Origin of the sequence: Mesorhizobium newzealandense, from assembly GCF_042682145.1 — a bacterium.
Taxonomy (GTDB): Bacteria; Pseudomonadota; Alphaproteobacteria; order Rhizobiales; family Rhizobiaceae; genus Mesorhizobium; species Mesorhizobium newzealandense.
In genome coordinates this window covers 267938-288386 of record NZ_JBHUGZ010000010.1, presented here as the reverse complement: position 1 = coordinate 288386, position 20449 = coordinate 267938, and the positions used below count along the sequence as shown (strand labels likewise).

The following is a 20449-nucleotide window of genomic DNA, read 5'->3' as shown; positions in this document are numbered from 1 at the left end:
AGACAAATCCGGCGCTATCTCAAGGACGCCATGACCCAACAACTCGCTGCCATCAGGCAGCCCGATGGACATCTCCGCATGGTCCCAATACCATTTGTGCAAGTGAATTTTCTGAGGCACCTACCTCAATGGCCGAAGAACGCGTCCAGCGCCGTCTTGCCGCAATTCTGGCCGCGGACGTTGTCGGCTACAGCCGCCTCATGGAAGCGGACGAGCAAGGAACGCTCGAGGTCCTCAAGGCCCGACGGCGCGATATTCTGACTCCCCTGATCGCTCGATATCGAGGCCGCCTGGTTAAGGTCATGGGTGACGGCGTGTTGGTCGAGTTCGCCAGCGCGGTCGAGGCCGTCCAGTGCGCAGTCGACCTCCAATACCGCACGGCCGAGGCAAACGACAGTTTGCCGGACTCCCGGCGGGTGATCCTGCGCATCGGCATCAATCTCGGCGACATCATTGTGGACGGTAGCGATCTTTACGGCGACGGCGTCAACGTTGCCGCTCGGCTGGAGGCATTGGGCGAACCTGGAGACATCTGCGTTTCGGGCAGCGTTTACGATCAGGTCAAGCGGAAGGTGGAGACCGGGTTCGACGATCTCGGACAGACGTCGTTGAAGAATATTGCTGAGCCCGTGCGCGTCTACCGGGTGCGGCATTTGGCAATTGCAGCCCGGAAAGACGGCGAAACCGTGCCACTGGCGCTGCCGTCAAAACCCTCTATCGCCATCCTGCCTTTCACCAACATGAGCGGCGACGCCGAACAGGACGTGTTCACGGACGGGTTGACTGAAGACCTCATCACCGATCTGTCGCGGAACGCCAGCCTGTTCGTGATCGCCCGCCATTCGACCTTTGCCTACAAGGGAAAGTCGATCGACATCCGGCTGATTGCCCGTGATCTTGGCGTCCGCTATTTGCTGGAAGGCAGCGCCCGCCGTGCCGCTGGTCGTGTGCGCATCAACGTTCAGCTGATCGATGCCGTCAGCGGAACTCATCTTTGGGCGGACCGCTTTGACCGCGATCTTGAAGATATTTTTGCGGTGCAGGACGAGGTGACCGCCAAGATCGTCGAGGCTCTGATCGGCCGCCTGGTGACACAGCCGCCGCCGCGCAACCGGCCAAAAAGCATGGAAGCCTATGATCTTTGCGTGCGTGGCCGGACGCTGATCGGGATTTCGCCGGAGGCGTCGCGCGAATCGCGTCTTCTGTTGCAGCGGGCGATCACGCTCGACCCGGACTATGCGGAGGCGCATCGGCTCCTGGCCTTTCACCTCTGGCAGGCTTGGGCGCAGTGGGGCGAGCCAGAGGTGCCCAACCGGCTTGTGGCCGTTGCCATGGCAGAAAAAGCCGTGAAGCTCGACCCGAACGATGCCGGCTGCCGCTTCGTCCTTGGCCACTTGCTGGCATATGAACGGAGCTGGCCCGCGTCGGATGCGGAGTTCGCGACCGCGCTCGAGATTGACCCGAATTACGCCGATGCCTGGGCGGACCTTTCGGATTTTTCAGTGTTGAGCGGTAAGCCGGCCACCGCGATTGAACAGGTCCAAAAGGCACTGCGCCTGAACCCGCACCCGCCCAAATGGTACTATTGGGATCTGGGATTCGCGCAATACGCCGCCCGCCAGTATGAGTTGGCGGTCGTCACGTTACGCAACGAGGCCACGTACCGAACGATTTCGCGGCGCGTGCTTGCAGCAAGCCTTGCACAACTGGGACGAACGGACGAGGCCCACCAGGAAGGCGCGCTGTTCATGGCGAGCAATCCACATTTCACGATCAGCCATTGGGCCGCTTCACAGCCCTTTCGAGATCAGGCAACGCGTGACCATTTCGTCGACGGATATCGCAAAGCAGGCCTGCCAGATTGAATGAGAACAGCTGAATCGACGGCATCTTCATGATCTTGGCTGATATTGGATGGCAGGTATGATTCAGCTTTCCCGCATGCCGTCGGGGCCGCAGTGGATAGGCGTCTCGAGGCTGCCGCAGCAGCGAATATTTGGTCTCTTCTGCCGGAACGAAATTCGTCATATCGAGACTTGAACATGGCCAGTGAAGACTTTCGGCACCGGAAAGCACAACGCGAGGATCGCCCGGCCCTGATTACGCTCATGGACGCGGCGATCTCTGAACACCAGAACCCCTTTCTAGATTAGTGTGCGACTTGGAAAGCTGCCGCCATCAATTCTTTGGGATTTGGAGCCCGGCATACATTTTGGCCGTCCTCTTCAGCTTCCGTGAAGGTCCAGCGCACAATGCCTTCCCGATCGAGCAAGAACTCGCCGACAAGCGGCATGTGACCGGCGATCATAATCTGCCGGTCGGCCTCCGTAATTTCGTACCCGTCCTTTTTCTCAAAAAAGTCGCCCGCCGCAGCCGGGTTCATCGGCTCGGGCAACTCCCCCGGCCGATCGATCCGCATTGTCATGACCGCGTCCATTCCGAGCTTGTGCGGCCAATCGGTTTCATTCTCCGTGAGCTCGAGGATGGGTAAACCGAAGGCGCGGTGTGAAGCGCCCTTCGGGTCGGATGCGCTAAGAAGATCGGGTAGCGGATGGTAACGGAAGTAGAGCCGCGCACGTTCGACCGGCGTCTTGACCACGGCGAGACATTCTATGCCTATCTCCTTCAGGGCCGGATTGAGCTGCGCCATCACCGCGACATGGCGCCGGCAGAATGGACAATGCAGGCCTCGAAACAAACCGACCAGTAACGGGCTACGGCCTCGAAAATCGTCGAGCGCGATCTTGCCTTCGCGCGAGATCGCGTCGAGCACAATATTCGGTGCCCGGTCGCCCGGCTGCAGCGGGCGGTCGATACCACTCGTGGACATGGACACCTCCTCGCCCCGGATCAGTCAGAAAAAGGCAGCACACCCAGCGTTTCGGAGTTGAGCCCGTGCTTGGGCGCAAAACTTCCTGCGCCAGGGCAAAATAGCTTTCGGCCTCTGCCATTGCCGAGGTCGATTAAGCGTCACAACACCATCATAGCACGGAAAAATCATCTGCGGGTCGCCCGTTTCACGCGCTGTCTCGAGCCAACCGCCAGCACCGGCCTTGCCAAACACGTCGGCCAGCGTGGTCGTTTGGGAAGTCGGATTTCAGGAAGCGCCAAAGGCACCCTGGATGGCCGCTATCGGCGCAAAGTTGCCGTTCCGGCGGCCGGCTCAAGCGGCAAAATCTGACCCCGTTGCCGACATCAGCCCGGACAAGTACCAGTTGCAGGGTCTTCAGGAAGGAAGAAGCTTCGCCGCTCGCAAGGGGTTAGTTCGCGGGGCACGGTGCGCCGGGCGAAGTCAATGAGGTCGTTGGGTGTCTGGAAGACGCGAACGATACGGACCCTTTCTTCACCGGAAATAATTGCGATCTGGGTGCCGTCGGAACTGAAGGCTGCGCGTGTAAGGCCCGGTCGAACGGTCGCTTCGTCCTGGCTGGCGAGGACGGCAATCTGGCGTCCCGATTGCGTCGCCCATAGCCTGACCGTGCGATCTTCGGACGACGCGGTCACGATAAACAAACCACTGGGACTGAACTGGGCGCTGTCCACCGCGCCGCCGTGGCCCCTAAGAACGGCCCTTTCCAGTCCGCCAGAGACGCTCCAGATCCGGACGGTTCCATCGCGTGAGGCAGTCAGCAGCGATTGACCGTCGGGGCTGAAGGCGAGCACCGTCACCTCGTCGGTATGTCCCTCTAGCGTTACGATGTTTGCTCCGTCCATGGTCGACCAAATTCGGGCCGTGTGGTCGAGTGAGCCCGTGGCGACCAGTTGACCGTTCGGGTTGAAGGCCGCTGCCGTGATGCGATCCTGATGCCCCACAAGAGCCTTAAGCTCAGCCCCGCCCGCCTTCAGGAGGTGGCCCGCATTGTCTTCCCTGGCCGCGAGGATCAGACCTCCGTCGGGGCTAAGAATGGCCTGCGGCAGCTTGCTGCTTGTTTTGATGACGGCCAGCTCGGTGCCGGTCGCCGCGTCCCACAGCTGCGCGGTACCGTCGATCGATGCGGAAACAAGCGATTTGCCATCGCGACCAAACTGGATCTGGATCAATCCACCATGTGATCGGAACTGGGCGGTTTCGAATCCCCTGGCCACCTCCCAAATTCGGACCTGGCCCCCAAGAGATGCCGTCGCGACGCGCCTTCCATCGGGACTGAACGTCGCGCGTTGAACGATCTCATGTGTATCGAGCCGGATTATCTCGCGCCCGCTCACAACATCCCACAGATGCGCCGCGCTGTCGCCGCCACCGGTCAGCAGGTGGACATTGTCGGGACTGAAGACCGCGAAAGTCGGCCGATATTCATGAGAGAGCGTCGTCGTCAGTGCGCCGTCGACATCCCACAGCCGAGCTGTGCCATCGTGTGAAGCAGTGAGAAGAATGTTGCCGTCAACCGGGCTGAAATCCAGATGCTCGACTAAAGATTCATGACCGGCGATCGTCGTGACCAACGAGGCGCGTTCAACGTCCCAGATGTGGATCGGTCCATTGACCGAAGCGGTCGCCAGGAAGCGGTCGTCCGGGCTGAAAGCACCGTTCATCTCCTCATCGCGTTCATCCGCACCGATATCAGCCAGCTTCAAACCCGAAACCTCCTGGCCGAGCAGGTCATGCAGCGTTCCTAACGCTCCATCCCAAATCCGGGCAGCGCCGTCGAGTGATACCGTGGCGATTCGCTGACCCCCGTGACTGAAAATCACGCCGTTCAATTGCGTGTCGCTCTTCTGGCCGGCCAACTTTGCGATCTCCGTTCCTTTCGACACATCCAAAAGGCTGGAAGTGCCGCCGTATGAAAGCGGGCCGCACGCGCCAGCCAGCAGCCGGCTTCCGTCCGGGCTGAACGCCAGGCTGTAGGGCCGGGAGTTCACCCGGATTGACCGCGTCAGTGCGCCATCTGCGGTATTCCAGATCGAAACAAAGTGCTTGCGTGCCGTCGCGAAGCTGCGGCCGTCCGGACTGAAGCCAGCCCGTGCATATCCGTCGCTGCTTACACTCAGGACTTTTCTTCCGGTCCGAGCGTCCCAGAGCGCTGCATCGCTGTTCTCCCCCGCCGTCAGCACCTGGTTTCCATTCGGGCTGAAGATTGCCGTTGGATAATTACCTACCGGCTGCAGGATGAAGAGCTGTTCTCCCGAGATGGCGTTCCAGACGCGCGCAGTGCCGTCCCTCGCGGCCGTCAGGATACGGCTCCCGTCCGGGCTGAATTCAGCCCTCTCCACGGCCCCTTCATGACCTTTTAGAACTGCAGTTTCGGCACCGCTGGAGATGTCCCAGATGCCTGCAGTTTTATCGTAGGATGCAGTGACGATGTGATCGCCGCTCGGATTGAACGCCGCATCCGCAACGCCGGCGGCATGCCGGAAGATTTTGATCTGGTGGTGCGCCAGCAGGGCCTTGTAGAGGGCTGCCTCCGCTTCAAAGAGATATGGCCGCTCGGACTGGTCTTTCGAGGGCAGTGCTTCGAGCGCCAAGAGGATCGCAGCCTCGGTGTTGCGCGTCGCCGTGGACTGCTGTGAAAGAAAGGAGAGCGAAAGAGACTGGTTGCGCAGCGCCTGGTCGCGTTGCCACCTCGCTTCCTCCTGCGCCCTAAAGGCGATCAGTGCGCCTGCGCCCGCCATGAGAGCGAGCACTATCGCCATAATCGCGGCATTGCGCGTACGTCCGGCAAGCCGGTTTGCCGCAGCAGCCGCGAGGCTCCGGCGCTCGGCCTCGCGCTCCAGGCGCTCGTGTTTTGCCTCTTCGGCGGCCACGATCAGCGCCAGCTCTGCCTGCCGGTCCTTCTCCTCTCTCTGCTGATGGGCGCGCAAAGACGCCTCGATGTATTCAAGGACGTCATCGTCGACCTCCTCCCGTCTTGACAGCAGCAGCTCTTCGCCCTCCGCGAGACGTTTGCCGGACGGAAGGAGAAGCTCTCGATTCCTGCTCTCGAGGTGCCAACGGTGGGCGTCGGCCCTAAGTCGTTCGCGCGTCTCGAGGAAGTTCCGGTTTGCATTCACAATGTCACCAGCGCGCGGCCAACGGCTTAACAGTGCTTCATGTGCAACGCGGACGAAGACATGCCCTCCGGCGTCCTCATCGCTGACGAGGAGCCGTGCGTCGATCAGGGCCGTGACGAGAGCCGATCGCGCGGGAGTGCCTGCAACTTCGGTGAGCAGGGCCGGACGTGCCGTGACTGTTTCATCGCCCGGATTTGCTGTGGTGAGGGCGCCCAGTACCGGGGGTAAGGCTTCCTGGATCTCGGGCGCCAGCAAGTCTACGACTTCATCGGCGCGGCGCGCGATTGCGCCTTCGAGCCCACCGAGCGCGCGATAATGCGCAAAGGTGAGAACTCGGCGCTCGCGGCCGGCCTGGTACAATGCGTCGAGAACAAACTCAAGAAGCGGCAATGATCTGGGATCGGCAGCTGCTGCCTCCTGCAGCACATCATCGAGCCGCCCCAACTCGGCACTCTCCTCGAAGCGGAGCCCGGCAACGCCCGCCGGTTCGCGGATGATCTGCGCGATCTCTGGGCCAGTCGGCGGCAGGAGTTCGTAGCTGGAGAGGCCGTCCTTGAGCGCCGAGAAACCCGGGACCTCACCACAGCGGTGAAAAAAGTCCGAACGGATCGCCGCGATCACCCAGACCAGTCCGCTCGCGGCGAGCATCGCCATGAGCCGCAGAAGGGCCTCGCGCGTCGCCGGCTGCTTCTCTGTCGTGAATAGCTCCTCCAGCTGATCGATGGCGACAAGCAATCTGATCTGCGAGCGGCCCGACCCGGCGGCCTTGCCAAGTGCCTGTCGGACCATCGCCAGCGCCCGATCCGGCGCGCTCCTGCAGAGCAGAGCAAACTCCGCGGCTGTTACTTCGCAGGACAACTCCGGCACAGCAGCTTCGCTAAGCAGTGCCGCAGCCAGCACAGCGAATGCATCCGGTCCTTCGGAGAGGTGGATCAGGCAGCGGCGCCACAGGGATATGCCCGCCACGGCTCCAGGCCGGGTCAATGACGGCAGCAGGCCAGCGCGCAGGAGGGAAGACTTGCCGCAACCGCTCATTCCGTAGATGAGCAGGAATGCCGTGCCGCAGGCTGCCTGCTGCTCCAGTCTTGCAGTGCAGGCTGCAATCGCCCGCGCTCGGCCGAAGAAGAGGTCGGCATCTTCGAATTCGAAGGCATCGAGACCGCGAAATGGCGACCTGACCGGTTCCTCCGAAGCAAGGGGTACGCGGTAGATGCGCAAGGCGCGTGCGACGTTCTTCAGCTTGTGCTCGCCGAGATCGACGAATTCCAGCGAGAGTCGGTCTTGAGCCTGGGCGTGGACCGCTTCCGCGACGCAAATCCCGCCCGGTCGTGACAACGTTTGCAGATAAGCGGCGACCTCGACGGCCTCGCCCGCGAGGTGGTCGCCCTCGGCGACGACATAACCCAGGTGAACGCCGATGCGGAAGCGCAGGCGCTTTGTCTCGGGAACTTCGCAGTTCCGCCTAGCGACGTCATGCTGGATCTCGCTCGCACACCGCATCGCTTCGACAGGGCCGGTGAACTCGGCGACCACGCTCTCTTCGGCGCTCCAGAACACGCGACCCGCATGTTGAACCAGCAGCCGATCGATGATCTGCCTGTACGCCCGGAAAGTTGCAGCAGAGATCCGCTCATCCTTGCCTGTCGGCCAGCGCTCAGCGGCCACTTCGGCGGCCAGGATGGTGGCCATTCTCGGTCCGGCATTTGAGGGAAGGACCAGCCTGTAACCGCGCCTCGGCACTGTCTGCACGACGGCCTGCCGATTGTCGTTGAGCGCCGCACGGATCTCGTGAATGCATTGCACCAGGCTGTCATCGGTCACGGCTATCCCGTTCCAGACCGCCTTCATCAGGTCGTCCTTGGTGATGACGCGATCAGCGTTCTCCAGAAGGTGACGAAGCACCGCGAAGGCCTGGTGGCGAAGTGCGATTGTCCTGTTGGACTTGTCGCGCAAGGTCTCGCTGCTCAGATCGGCGGTAACGCCGTTGAGTACGAACGTCGTGGGAGGCGAGCTATTCAAGCCGGTTCCCTCAAGCACGAAGCCGCAGTCCAATTCTTCGATCTTAGCACGGTTTCGCGCTGCGAAGAGTCATCACCATCCAGACCGGCGGGGAGCGCAGATTTCGGCGAATGATCGGAAGCCGTTCGTGACCCAGGAGACGCCTCGGACCGACAATTGCATTGTCAGCGAGAGGCTCGCCATGGACTACTTGGCGCAGATTGCCCGATGTGCGGGTGCAAGACCGGTGCTACGGCTCGCGGGCGCCTGCCTGCTCACTCTGTTCTTCGCGATGGCGTCACAGGCTCACTCGACCGACCGTCCCGCGGCGGACCTGGCCGAAGTCGATCTGCAATTGATCCTTGCCGTGGACGTCTCGCCCTCGATGAGCAAAGTTGAGCAAAGAGTGCAACGCGACGGCTACGTCAGTGCCTTCCGCCACGCTGACATCGCGAGGGCAATCAAGTCGGGAGAGCGGCGCAGAATCGCAGTACTTTATCTGGAGTGGGCAGGGCCACGTCAGCAAACAGTCATTATGCCGTGGACAATTGTCGAAAGCATAGACGACGCTCTGACTTTGGCAGACAGGCTCGCAGCGCTGCCGTTGACTGAAGGCTGCGGAACGTCGATTTCCGGCGCATTGTCGGCCGCGAATGATCTGTTCGCGACGAGTGGCTTGCGCAGTCCGCGCAGGGTTGTAGACGTATCCGGCGACGGACCCAACAATGCCGGCGCGCTCCTTGACCCCATCCGGCAGGTTCTTCTTGCGGAAGGCGTGACGATCAACGGGCTGCCTATCGCACTGCCCCGCATTGGCGGGGTCGACGGGTTTGCGATGTACGACCGTTCCAACCTGCAATCCTATTTCGAACGCTGCGTCATTGGCGGACCAGACGCATTTGCTATCGGCGTCACCGAGGCCGCCATGTTCGCCACCGCAGTCCGTCGAAAGCTGGTGCGTGAAATTGCCATGAACATGGGGCAGGTGATCCACGCGGCCTACACCGCGCGTTCAGACCGCACGGTCGATTGCAACGCGATCGGTCAGTTGCCGGGCCGCTAACGATAGGCGATGGGGTGACGGCGATGTGGAGGGCGGGCAGCAACGGAATGCCTTTCGCGCACCGCTGCCCACAGTCAAATTGAGTCAGCTTGCGGACCCCAAGGCAGCCATTGCCCTCAGCAGCGGTGAACGCCGTCGAAGGTCGAGACGAGACGTTAGCTTTTGTCCCCGCGTAGGTCTGGAAATGGCGTGACCACGACCTCCATAATGATCCCCCGCGATGTCTGCTTCCGGCACCAGCAATCTGTCGATATGACCGAGATGAGGCGGAAAGTTGCCGTTCGCGTCATGGAAGACGTAAGTCGGCTTTGGGGTCGACTCGGTTGTTCGGAGTGATTGGGTTTTGCCTAGTCCCCCGGCATGGTCAGGCCAAGCGCCTCGACGACATCAGCGTCGAGGGCACGCGTGGTGTCGTCCATCGCGCCGCTGCCATCCTGGCGTCTGGCTGCCGGTGGTGGGCTGGCTCATTCTTCTCAGCACCTCGGAAAGCATCTCCTCCAAGACCACGCTCCTCACCAAGATCATGGTGCTTTGTCTCGCCCTTACCGGCCAGCGCGTTCGGTGATCAGGCCGGTCAAAGCGGTTCGTCCTTTCGCGGAAACGCAGAACCGCCCTATATCTTTTTAACGCAATTGCGGACGGAAAGCCGTTTCACAAAGCTCAATCAAACTGGCTGCCGCCAATGGCCGGGATTGGGCCGGGAGCGGACTGACAGCTTCGGGCTGCGAATATTCAAGAGCGGACATTTAGGTTGGTGTGGGCATCGTCGTGACCTGACCCTAATCGGACCTTCCGAGACCTATTTTCCTTCCAGAAACCCGACATTCAGTCCAGCCAGCGCTCATGACCCAAGGCGGTCATCCGAGGATGGCGTGACTGCGTGGGTCTTTGAGTATCCACGAGCACCCCCTCCGGGCCGGGACTGCCTCGTAACTCTGGTCAGGGGTCCAGGTTCGCAATGCCGCCAAAGACATCGTGAACCTGCGCCGCCAGCATGTCCGTGGCGGGCTGACGCGGCTCACGCGCCTTGAGCATGAGGTAACGGCACTCTGGCAGTGCTGGCAGGCCCTCATCTGCCCGTACGATCCTCAGCCCTTCGGGCAGGCGATCGTCGGCGAGCGTGTTCGTCACCGCCAGCCCAGCCTGCGCGGCGGCCATCATTCCCTGCGTCGTCGCCGAGGTCGAAACGACGCGATAGCCGCGTCCCGCCTGCTCGAGCGCTCGGATCACCATCCCATGCCACAGGCATTCGTAGGACTCAGACGGACGCCAGGGACAGTCGGCTGGCGCAATCGACAGCGGCAGCGGATCGCGCAGATGCTGGCGGTGAGTGTCTGACGTGATCCACTTCACCGAGCCGCGCCAGATCTCCGCAGCCGGCCACTGCCGGGGCTCCAGTCCCTCCCTCAGCAAGGCCAGGTCGAGCTCGGCGTTCTTCAGTTTCAGAGTCAGGAAGCAGGACGCCGCGACTTCGACCTCCACCTCGACCAACGGCGCGGCCTGCGAGAAGCCATTGAGGATTCGCGGCAGGTAGCGCGCCGACAATTCCGCGGGAATGCCCAACCGGACGGTGCCGTGCACCGGAGTGGCGTGCATCGACCGCATGATGTCGTCGTTGAGCGCCAGCAGTTCCCGCGCCCTTCCAAGCAGGTAGTGCCCCTCCGAGTTGAGTTCCACGCTGCCGCCCTTGCCGCGCACGATCACTTTCTGCCCGAGAACCCCTTCGAGCCTCTGCATCTGTAGGGAGATTGCCGACTGCGTGCGCCCTACGCGGGCGGCTGCGCGGGTGAAGCTCTTCTCCTCTGCGATGGCGACGAAGCTTCGCAGCAGATCGACGTCAAGACCAACCGGCATGCCCATAATCATTAGCGTCGCTCATCGCCGGTATTTGCGCAACTCGTTTCCCTTCCCGCCTGAGGCGCGGCATCCTCGACTTAACGAAGAGGTTGTTTGAGATGCATACGGATCATGGCGCGCCGATTGTATTGCGAAACTCCTTGCAGCCACTGCTGGAGGTGATCTCAAATTCGATGTGGCGCGGGATCAAGCGTGTCAGCGACAGCCGCGAGGCTGCCCGATACGAGGGGGTGGTTGCGAAACTTCCGCCACACCTGCTCTACGACATCGGTGACCGCGACTGCATACTGCCGCCCGTGTCCCGTCGACAAATTCAACATTCATACCAGGAGGCGTTAGAGGTAAAGTGGCAGCGGAGTATCTGACGGGTTCAAGCGCACGTTCGGCTGAGCTGTAATCACGCTGAACGTCGGGATTTGGCGCAGAGGAGGCCATTGCGCATATTAGCTGCTCACCATGCCGAGTAGGCGTCGAAGGACCCGATGGAATGCTGCCGTCCATTTCGCCGAACTGGAACAGCAGGTTGCGCCACAACCGGGCATTCCTGATGCTTCTCAAACGGTCGATTTCTGTTTCAGAAGTCTGTAATTTCTACTTCAGATCATCGCTACTTCAGGTCATCTCCTCCGCGCGTCCGTGTTCGTAACGATGTTCGTATGTCTGGGATATATGCTGGCAGATATTCCGTTCCCAATGCTCGTGATTGGGGGCGTCACGGAAGCAGTCCAAGTCCCATTGTTGCCTATGGCAACTTGAGCTCCGATATTCAGCTCTAGTCCGACGTTAGCATTGAGAGCTCCCGCGAGCCCGCTGAGGTCTGCCGCAGAATTAGCATTTGTGATGCCGAAAGAAAATCTAGCTCCCGCGCAGGCGCCAACTGCCTCTCCGCCGCCACATACGCTGGAGAGACCGCCGGCACCGATGTCGGGCGGATTAGAGCCTAATGCTCCAATCACGCCTCCCGTAGCGGCGTGCCGGATATCGCCTCATTCAAGGTACGCTTTAGGGAGGCAAGCGACGCTATCGAAGGGCAATTTTGGGTCATGAGCGCTAGTTGGGCCGAATGTCCGGTTTCTGGAAGGAAAATGGGTCCCGGAAGGACAGGATTGGGTCAAGGATTGCCGAATGGCTGCTCAGAAGGAAGGGCAGTGAAGGGACGGTTCGAGCCGTTGCGCGAACGGCAGGTTTGGAGAAGCGACATGAATGTCGCGAAATGGCGCAACCGCGACCTCCAGAGTGGTCGCCGGTAATGTCAGCTTCCAGGCAGTGGCATAGTCGACCGCAACGGCCGAGATGAGGCGCAAAGTTGCCGTTCGCGTCATGGAAGACGTAAGTCGGCTTTGGGTCGACTCGGTCGTTCGGAGTGATTGGGTTTTGCCTAGTCCCCCGGCATGGTCAGGCCAAGCGCCTCGATGACATCAGGGTCCAGCACCCGCGTGGTGTCGTCCATCATACCCATGCCGTCGAAGAGGTTCCAGAATGCCCAGCCAAAGCCGAGATCCTCAGCGCCCTGGCGCACGTCGGCGATGTAGCGTGCCCGGTCGGGATTGGGCGCCGCCACATAGCGGGCGTCGGTGCGCAGCGCGCCGAACTCACCCATGATGATGCGCTCCGGCGCAATGCCATGGCCGTCGCCCCAGGCGCGAACCTGGCGGAGATAGTTGTCGACAAAGCGCCGGTCGGGCTGGGCGTCGAAATAGACCTTCAGCACGCGCTCGGTTTCCGCATAGGCGGCCTGCCTGGCCGCCTCCGAGGTTTCGGTGTCCTGCGCCATCCGCGCCCTGACCGACGCCAGCGTCTCTTCCAACGAGCCGGCGGATGCCGGCCACGGCACATTGTTGAGCGAACGGTAAACGGGCTCGCGCATCCACGGCGCGCCCTGATGGCTGAACAGATAGGGTTCGTAGAAATGGAAGGTGAACAGGATCGGCTCGAACGGCGACAGCGGCGCCGGATCGAGCGCGGTCAGCCCGCCGACCATCGAGCCGCAGCCCCCGGTGACGACCAGCGGCAAGGTTGCAGCCGATGCCCGTGCCGCGGTCAGAAGCGCGAGCTGGACCTGCGACCAGACCTCCGAAGCGCAGGCCTGCGGCGGCTCGTTGACCGGCTCGAGCGCCACCTTGCCGGGCTGGAAGCGCTCCAGCCTGCCGGCGAGCTCGCCGACCAGACCGCGATAGAGATCGAAGGCGGGTGCGGCGACGCTGGCGACCATGCGGTCGGGGTTCCAATAGTGGGTAGCGCCATTGGCTTGCACGTTGACGATGATGCCGAGACCGGCGTCTAGGGTGGCGGTGACGGCCGCGTCCAGCATGTCCAGCAACAGGCCGCGGTTGGTGGCGTCGGCTGCCAGGAACGGGCCGGGATCGACCGGCAGGCGGATGAAATCGAGCCCGGTCTCGCGCAACCGGCGCAGGTCGTGCGCGGTCGGAACCGGCCGCTGCGACTGGAAGGGTGGCCAGCCATAGTCGGTGCGCGGTGCCGGGAATTCGCGTGTCAGCGAGAACCAGGGCCAGGCGTTGACGCCGCGCCGAAAGTGCGGCTCGGAGGCGCGGGCGAATGGCGCGATCGAGACGGAGCCAAGTGCCGCCGCCGTCGACAGCGCCGTCCGCAGCACCCGCCGGCGCGACCAACCTGTCATGCGGTGCGGCGCGTAGCGCGATCGGCGGCGATGGCCTCGTCGGCGGTGACACCGAGAAGCCGATAGGCTTCACGCTCATAGGCAACCAGGACATCCTCCCAGCGGAAGGCCTCGCGGGCGCGTGCCCGGGCGGCGATGCCGCAGGTCCTGACCAGGGCATCGTCGTCCTGCGCCTGTTGCATCCGTTCGGCGCAACTGTCGGTGTCGGTGAAGTAGATCGCGGCTGCACCCGCGGTCCAGCGATTGAACGGATTGTCGTGCGCGATCACCATGTTGCCGGCCGCCAGCGCCTCGACCAGCGACGGGTTGGTGCCGCCGACCGTGTGGCCATGCAGATAGGCGCGCGCGTGATAGCGCAATGCTTTCACCGTCGCCTGGTCGTAGATGGCGCCCGGCAGGATCACCGATCCGTTCGCCGCCTTGCGGACGGCGACATGATAGGGGATTTCGTCGGACAGCGTTCCCAGCACCACCAGCTTCATGTCGCGCTTGCGGCTGCAAAAGGCTTCGACGATCGGCAGGATGTTGTTGTCGGGTTCGATGCGCGCGATCGAGATCAGATAGCGACCGGGCTCCAGGCCGAGCGCCCGGACCGGCGCCTCCGGCGCCGATGTCACCGGATCGGCGCCATAGGCGATGGTGGCGATGGCGCTGCGCGGCCGGCGCGTCGCCAGATGGTCGGCGATGGCAGGATGATCGGCGACCAGGCGATGCGAGGCCCAGGCGCCGATCCATTCGTTGAGCCAGAACCATGTGCGCGCCGCCAAACCCCATTTGGGGCGTCGCCACTCGATGCCGTCCATGTTGGTGAAGATCTTGCGCCCCTTCAGCCTCAGCCAGGTCAGGAAAACCGCGCCGTTGTAGCCGAGCACCAGGCAGACGCCCGGCCGCCTGGCGGCGTCGCGCACGCATTGCCAATCGAATTCCAGGGTCGCACGCGGCCCTTTCGAGGCAACCTGGACGTGGATGAGTTCGATGCCGCGCCAGGTTTCGCTGCGCACCCGCTGGTCGATCCGCTCGACCTCGTGCTGGCAATAGACGCCGACCTTCCAGCCTCGCCCGGCAAGAAAAAGCGCCAGTCTTTCGGCGAAGGTTTCAAAGCCGCCATGGGCCGCGGGTATGCCGCGCGTCCCCAGGATCAGAATGGCAGGCTTCTCTGGTCTCATGGCCGGCGGTACTTTCAGATCTGAATATATTAGCGATTGCTGCATCATGAAGAAGCAGACGGGCAACTTCCGTGCCATCTCACGATTTCGGCGCTCGTGCGGATGATCATCGCGCCGGGTTGTAAAAAAACTGTATTGAAGCTGTTGGTTGTTTCATTATCGGTCAACCCTTCTGTGCGTATCTGTGTCGAAACGAGGCATTGCCAGGATTTGGCGTCCGGCAGCCGGACGGTTCAACCAGGCATGGTTCTTGCGGACAAGGTTCCTGCATGCACCGCCCAGCGCGATGGTGCGGCACCTGGCGGGATACAAAGATGCGGATTGCCTGCGTTCATCAGGGTTATGAACTCTATGGTTCCGACCGCAGCTTCGCGGAGAGCGTTGCTGCGCTGCGCGCCGCGTTTCCGTCCGCCGACATCGAGGTGGTGCTGCCGCGCAGCGGGCCGATCGTGCAGATCCTGGAACGCCATGCCAGCCGGATCGTCTTCGAACCGCTCTGGGTGTTGAGGCGCCAGGCCATCGCGCGCCTTGCGACGGTCGAGATGGCGCGATTGCCGATGGCGGTGCTGAGAGCCTGGAGGCGTCTCAGGGATTGCGATCTCACCTACGTCAACACCTCGATCGTGGCCGACTATGCGCTGGCCGCGCGCCTTCTCCCCGACAAGGCCGTCTTGCATATCCACGAGATCCCCGAAGGCGCCATGCGCAGGATCCTCGTCGGCCTGATGCGCTGGAGCCATGCGGACCTCATCTTCAACTCGCATGCGACGCGCGCCGCGTTCGGCGATCCCAAGATCTCGCGCACGCATGTCGTCTACAACGGTGTCGCCGGGCCGGCGGCCGCCGAACCCATGACTTATGACGGCAAGCGCCCTTTGCGGGTGCTGCTGCTCGGCCGCGTCAACAGGATAAAGGGCCAGGAGATCCTGCTCGAAGCGATCGCGTCGATGCCGCCGGAATTGCGGTCGAGGATCGAGGTGCGGCTGGTCGGCGGCGCCTTCGAAAGCGCCGAGCGCGAGCGCGCTTTGGCCGAACTGGTGCGGAGCATGGGCCTGGCCGAGCGGGTCAGCGTATTGCCAGTCGTGGCAGATCCCTCGGCGCACTACCGCTGGGCCGACATCGTCACCGTGCCGTCGCGGCGTCCGGAATCGCTGGGGCGCGTCGCCATCGAGGCGATGGCCTATGGCCGTCCGCCGCTGGTGTCGGCGATCGGCGGCCTGGTGGAAGTGGTCATCGACGGCGAGACCGGCTGGCATGTTCCGCCGGGCGACGCAGCCGCCCTGGCCGACAAACTGCGCGAGATCGTCCTGCGGCCAGATGCCTGGCGTGGTCTCGTCGCCGCAGGCCGGTTGCGATACGAGAAGATTTTCAGCGAGCCGGTGGCAGCGGCGGCGATCGCGGCGATCGCCACCGACAAGCTGAGGGCGGCGCTGGCCAAGCCTGGCCGTGCGCCTGCCGCCCGCGAAGCGGAGACCAGTTCGTGAAGTTCGCGTTTCCTGGCCATCTGCTGCGGCGCCTTGTGCTGATGATCGGCGGCGAGGCCATACAGAGCGGCTTTCACTTCGCGCTCAACATCGCTCTGCTGCATGTGCTGTCGGCGCAGGGATACGGCATCTTCGCCATCGCGATGGTGATGGGGGGGTGTCGGCCTGTCCTACATCAGAGCGCTGACCGCCGTCCCGGCCAGCATATGGATGGGCAAGAGCACCAACAGGGCCGGCGTCGATGCGCATGACGTGACGTTCGGTGGGGCGGCGGTGGTCGTCGCGTCGATCATGGCCGGCGCGACCGCGCTGCTGATGCTGCTGTGGGGTGACGCGGGCAGTATCGCCGCCGGATGCTTCGTCGGCGCCTGGTCGCTGCGCAGTCATATGCGCACGGCTTTCTTCGCACGCCGCCAGCAGATGGTCGTCAGCATAAGCGATTTCGCCTTCACCCTCGCCGGTGCCGCGATGACAGCGCTGGCGATCTGGACGGCGACGAATGTGCTGCAGATGGTGTTCTACGCCCTTGCAGCGGCCAATCTGATCGGCATAGCCGTGCTCGCGCGCCTGGCACCCCGTCCGCTTCGCCTCAGCTTCCGAGCGCCTGTGCGGCGACGCTATGCCAGGCTCTGGCGCCAACTGCGCTGGTCGGGATTCAGCGCGACGACCACCAACATTCAGGGTCAGTGCCTGGCGCTGCTGGTCGCGGGCATTGCCGGTCCGGCGGCGTACGCGCCTATCGCGGCGGTTCTCGTCCTGTTTGCCCCGTTGCGCATAATCAGCCTCGCCTTTGTCAACATGCTGCAGCCCGAGCTTGCGAAGCTGATGGCGAACAATGAAGTCGGGCGCGTGTGGATGCACGCCAAGCTATGGTCCCTTGTCATGGGGCTCGGGAGCCTGGTTTACGGAGCCGGCATTCTGCTTGTCCTGCCGACGATAAGATCCCAGGCCCTCGCGGATGCTTCGGTCAGCGTCATCGGGCTTCTCGCCTTGGCGAACTTCGTGCCGATCATGCTCTATATCATGCCGCGCATCGTCCTCGAGATACTCGGCGAATTCCGGGTCGTGGCGTTCATCACAACGGCCGGCGCGGTCGTCGGGCTGGTGTTGATCGCAATCCTGCTCGCCATCGCTTCCCCGACATGGTCGCTTGCAGGTGCCGCGGTCTCCGAGACCGTTGTGCTCGTGGCCTCATGGTATTCCGTACGCCGCCACATGCTCGCGCTCGAGAGCGGAACGCCTGATAGCGGGACGCCTGACAGCGGGGATAGCCGCCATGACCGCAAGTCGACGTCGTGGCGAGGCGCCGCCCCGCTTGCCACCGGAAAAAGGTAGGAGACAGACGTGTCGATCCAGACATTGACGACTGCGCCCGATACGCCGATGGCTGGAGCACCAGTGCCGGCCGGGCAGGCTATTGATGCGTCCCGAAGCATTGCGGGGGGGGCCTACACGGCGCGGCTGCACACCAGCCTGGAAACCGTCGAGCCGCTCTGGCTTGAATGCCAGGCGAATGGGGTGTGCACCGCCCATCAGCTCTATGCGTGGGCCGAGGGGATCACCAAGCGGCTGATGCCTGACGGCGCCGACCTCCTCGTCGTAGAAGTGGCCGATGCCGGGACTGGTGAATTCAAGATGCTGGTGCCGCTGATGCGGAGGTCGAGGTTCGGACATCGGGTGATCGAATGGCTGAGCTGCGGCGTCTGCGATTATTCAGCGCCGCTGCTGGCGGATGCGAGCCCGTGGACCAGGCAGGGCGCTGAAGCCGCCTGGGCGGCGATCCGCTCCGTGCTGCCGCCTGCGGATCGCATCCACATCACCGGCATTCCGCAACAGATCCGCGGCGTGGCCAATCCGCTGGCGTTGCTTTCGGTGGCACGCGATTCCATCCAAATCACCTCCGGCCTCGTTCTGGAGGGCGACCCGGCGACCCTGATCAAGCGCCATGGCAGGCCGTCTTTCGTCAAAACCTACAACAAGGACTGGCGCCGGCTCGAACGGCACGGCAGCGTGGATCTGGTCGACGCCAACACCCCGGCCTTGCTGGAACGCGTCTTCGGCGCCCTGGTTGAGATGCGGCTCAAGCGTTTTCGCCAACTGGGCCGTTTCGATCTCCTGGCGCAGCCGGCGGTTGTCGATTTCTACCGGAGCGCAGCTCTCCAGGGCCTGTCCGACGGGTCGGTGCGGATCTTCGGATTGCGCGCAGGCGAGGACTGGGTCGCTGCCCAGTACATGCTGGTCCGGCAAGGCACCCTGCATGCCCTCTTGATCGGAATGGACCAGGAGGTGGTGAGCAACGCCTCGCCGGGCATTGCGATCATCGGCACATTGATGAGCTGGGGACTGCGGCAGGGGTTCGACTATTTCGACCTGTCGGTGGGCAGCCAGCCCTACAAGGAACAGTTCGGCACCGAGAGTTTCGTTCTGGCCAAGATCGACGAAACGCTGACGCCTCTCGGCAGGGGCGTGGCAGCCGTCGCTTCGCTTCGCGAGCGGGCCGAGCTTTTCGTGCGCTCCAATCCGCGGCTGCTCAAGACCGCTAAAGGCGTGATGCGCCGCTTGCGGAGGTCGAAGGGCTGAGGGGGAAAAACAGCTCCGGCATGGATCGCCCGCGACGCATCCGATCGCCGCGGGAAAATGGTGGGAGGCAGACATGTCGAGCCGGGCAATGCGAATGGCGCCGATAGCTGGCGGGCAGGCTTCTCCGCCTGCCGCCAGCGCTGGTGCCGACGCGCGTGCCTGCACCGCCCGGCTGCACACCAACCTCGAGACCGTCAAGCCGCTCTGGCTGCAATACCAGACAGACGGCGTCTGCACCGCCCATCAGCACTACGCATGGGCCGAGGGGATCGTCGGTCGGCTGATGCCCAAAGGTGCGGAACTGCTCATCGTCGAGGTGAGCGACGCCGCGACAGGCGAGCCCATAATGCTGGTGCCGCTGATGCGGCGCCGGGCCTTCGGCCACTATGTGGTCGAATGGCTGAACTGTGGCGTTTGCGACTATTCGGCGCCGCTGCTGGCGGCTGCGAGCCCATGGACCAGGCAGGGCGCTGAAGCCGCCTGGGCGGCGGTCCGTTCGGTGCTGCCGCAAGCGGACCGCATCCACATCGCCGGAATCCCGCAACAGGTCCACGGCGTGGCCAATCCGCTGGCCCTGCTTTCGGCGACGCGCGATTCGATCCAGATCACCTCCGGCCTCGTCATGCACGGCGAGCCCGAAGGTCTCATCAGGCGCATCTGCAAGCCCTCCTTCGCCAAGGCCTTCCACAAGCACCGCCGGCGCTTCGAGAGGCTGGGCGGCCTCAGCCTGGTCGAGGCCGACACGCCCGCCTTGGTGGAGGAGCTCTTCGAGCGGCTGCTGGAACTGCGGCTGAAGCGCTTTCGCGAGCTTGGGCGTTTCGATCTCCTGACCCGGCAATCGGCCGTCGATTTCTACCGGAACGCAGCCCTCCAGGGCCTGTCCGACGGATCGGTGCGGCTCTTCGGACTGCGCGTCGGGCAAGCCTGGCTTGCCTCCATCCTTGTGCTGGACAGAAAAGGCACGCTTCACGGCATTCTGCTCGGGATCGACCAGGATGCCGTCTCCAATGCCTCGCCGGGCCTGACGACGATCGCCAAGCTGATGATGTGGGGGCGCGAGCGGGGCTTCGACTATTTCGACCTGTCGGTCGGCAGCCAGGGCTACAAGGAACATATCGGCGCCGCGAGCTCGGTTCTGGCCGAGATCTGCCAACCGCTGACGGTGCGGGGCTGGGCTGCGAACGCAGCCATTTTGTTTCGCAGCCGGGCCGAGGCCAGCGTGCGGTCCCGTCCGCGGCTGCTCAAGGCCGTCCGGGGCGTGACGCAACGCCTGCGGCGATTGAAGGGCTGAGGGCGGTTTGCCAGCGAAATTGACAGGACGGCGGGTCTCGGTCATCCTTGAGCCCAGTCGCCAGGCTGCGGACAGCGGCCTTGTTGCGTGTCAGGGCGACCGAGGGCAGTGTCATGTTCAGTCCCGTCATCGGCCAGAATTCCAAACGTGCCGCGGTGCGCAAGGCGCTTGACCGCCACAAGGTCTACATCACCGCGCAGAGTTTTTCGGCCGGCGCCTACCAGGCACGCGTGCTGGTCGACGGCGAGGCCTACTGGGTCGACGAGTTCCGGCTCGCCCAGCTGCAGCAGGGCCTGTCGCCGGCCGAGCTCGAGTTGACGCCGGCCACAGACGATTGAGAGCGTGAGGCCTGGAGGTAGCGCTCTGTCGGGACGCTTGCACTTG

Annotated in this window: 13 protein-coding genes; 8 read left to right on the top strand and 5 right to left on the bottom strand. The window is 63.2% G+C overall.

Annotated features, from left to right (window positions below; genetic code table 11):
• The first annotated feature begins 128 nt into the window (after positions 1–128).
• A complete protein-coding gene (locus ACFSOZ_RS15745) occupies positions 129–1865 on the top strand; it encodes an adenylate/guanylate cyclase domain-containing protein (RefSeq protein WP_379099641.1) in 1737 nt (578 codons plus the stop codon).
• A gap of 284 nt (positions 1866–2149) precedes the next feature.
• Here the strand turns inward: ACFSOZ_RS15745 and ACFSOZ_RS15740 are convergent, their stop codons facing one another.
• Positions 2150–2830, bottom strand: coding sequence for a redoxin domain-containing protein (locus ACFSOZ_RS15740; RefSeq protein WP_379099638.1), 681 nt, complete (start codon positions 2828–2830; stop codon positions 2150–2152).
• Positions 2831–3195: 365 nt separating this feature from the next.
• Positions 3196–8007, bottom strand: coding sequence for an nSTAND1 domain-containing NTPase (locus tag ACFSOZ_RS15735; RefSeq protein WP_379099634.1), 4812 nt, complete (start codon positions 8005–8007; stop codon positions 3196–3198).
• 127 nt (positions 8008–8134) lie between these two features.
• Between ACFSOZ_RS15735 and ACFSOZ_RS15730 the strand changes: the two genes are divergently transcribed.
• Positions 8135–9049: a DUF1194 domain-containing protein gene (locus ACFSOZ_RS15730; RefSeq protein ID WP_379099631.1), complete on the top strand. Its 915-nt coding sequence runs from the start codon at positions 8135–8137 to the stop codon at positions 9047–9049.
• Positions 9050–9988: 939 nt separating this feature from the next.
• Here the strand turns inward: ACFSOZ_RS15730 and ACFSOZ_RS15725 are convergent.
• From ACFSOZ_RS15725 to ACFSOZ_RS15715, 3 genes are all read right to left on the bottom strand, one after another.
• Entirely contained in the window at positions 9989–10903 is a 915-nt protein-coding gene (locus ACFSOZ_RS15725; protein WP_379099628.1) for a LysR substrate-binding domain-containing protein, read from the bottom strand.
• Positions 10904–12284: 1381 nt separating this feature from the next.
• Positions 12285–13544, bottom strand: a complete 1260-nt coding sequence (locus tag ACFSOZ_RS15720) for a glycoside hydrolase family 5 protein (RefSeq protein ID WP_379099624.1) — start codon at positions 13542–13544, stop codon at positions 12285–12287.
• On the bottom strand, positions 13541–14710 hold the full coding sequence (locus tag ACFSOZ_RS15715) for a DUF1972 domain-containing protein (protein WP_379099619.1): 1170 nt from the start codon (positions 14708–14710) through the stop codon (positions 13541–13543). The genes ACFSOZ_RS15720 and ACFSOZ_RS15715 overlap by 4 nt, the downstream gene beginning before the upstream one ends.
• 314 nt (positions 14711–15024) lie before the next feature.
• On the opposite strand from ACFSOZ_RS15715, the gene ACFSOZ_RS15710 reads away from it, so the two are divergent.
• From ACFSOZ_RS15710 to ACFSOZ_RS15685, 6 genes are all read left to right on the top strand, one after another.
• Complete coding sequence (locus ACFSOZ_RS15710; protein ID WP_379099616.1) at positions 15025–16194, top strand: glycosyltransferase family 4 protein; 1170 nt, start codon at positions 15025–15027, stop codon at positions 16192–16194.
• Positions 16191–16445 (top strand): hypothetical protein, encoded by a 255-nt coding sequence (locus tag ACFSOZ_RS15705; protein WP_379099613.1) that lies wholly within the window; start codon positions 16191–16193, stop codon positions 16443–16445. Before ACFSOZ_RS15710 ends, ACFSOZ_RS15705 begins: the two co-directional genes overlap by 4 nt.
• Positions 16405–17529 carry a polysaccharide biosynthesis protein gene (locus ACFSOZ_RS15700; protein WP_379099611.1) on the top strand — a complete coding sequence of 375 codons (1125 nt, stop codon included), beginning with the start codon at positions 16405–16407 and terminating at the stop codon, positions 17527–17529. Before ACFSOZ_RS15705 ends, ACFSOZ_RS15700 begins: the two co-directional genes overlap by 41 nt.
• Positions 17530–17577: 48 nt before the next feature.
• Positions 17578–18774 (top strand): GNAT family N-acetyltransferase, encoded by a 1197-nt coding sequence (locus ACFSOZ_RS15695; RefSeq protein ID WP_379099801.1) that lies wholly within the window; start codon positions 17578–17580, stop codon positions 18772–18774.
• Between the two features lie 73 nt (positions 18775–18847).
• On the top strand, positions 18848–20065 hold the full coding sequence (locus ACFSOZ_RS15690) for a GNAT family N-acetyltransferase (RefSeq protein WP_379099608.1): 1218 nt from the start codon (positions 18848–18850) through the stop codon (positions 20063–20065).
• A gap of 113 nt (positions 20066–20178) precedes the next feature.
• Complete coding sequence (locus ACFSOZ_RS15685; RefSeq protein WP_306280573.1) at positions 20179–20403, top strand: hypothetical protein; 225 nt, start codon at positions 20179–20181, stop codon at positions 20401–20403.
• Positions 20404–20449: the final 46 nt, after the last annotated feature.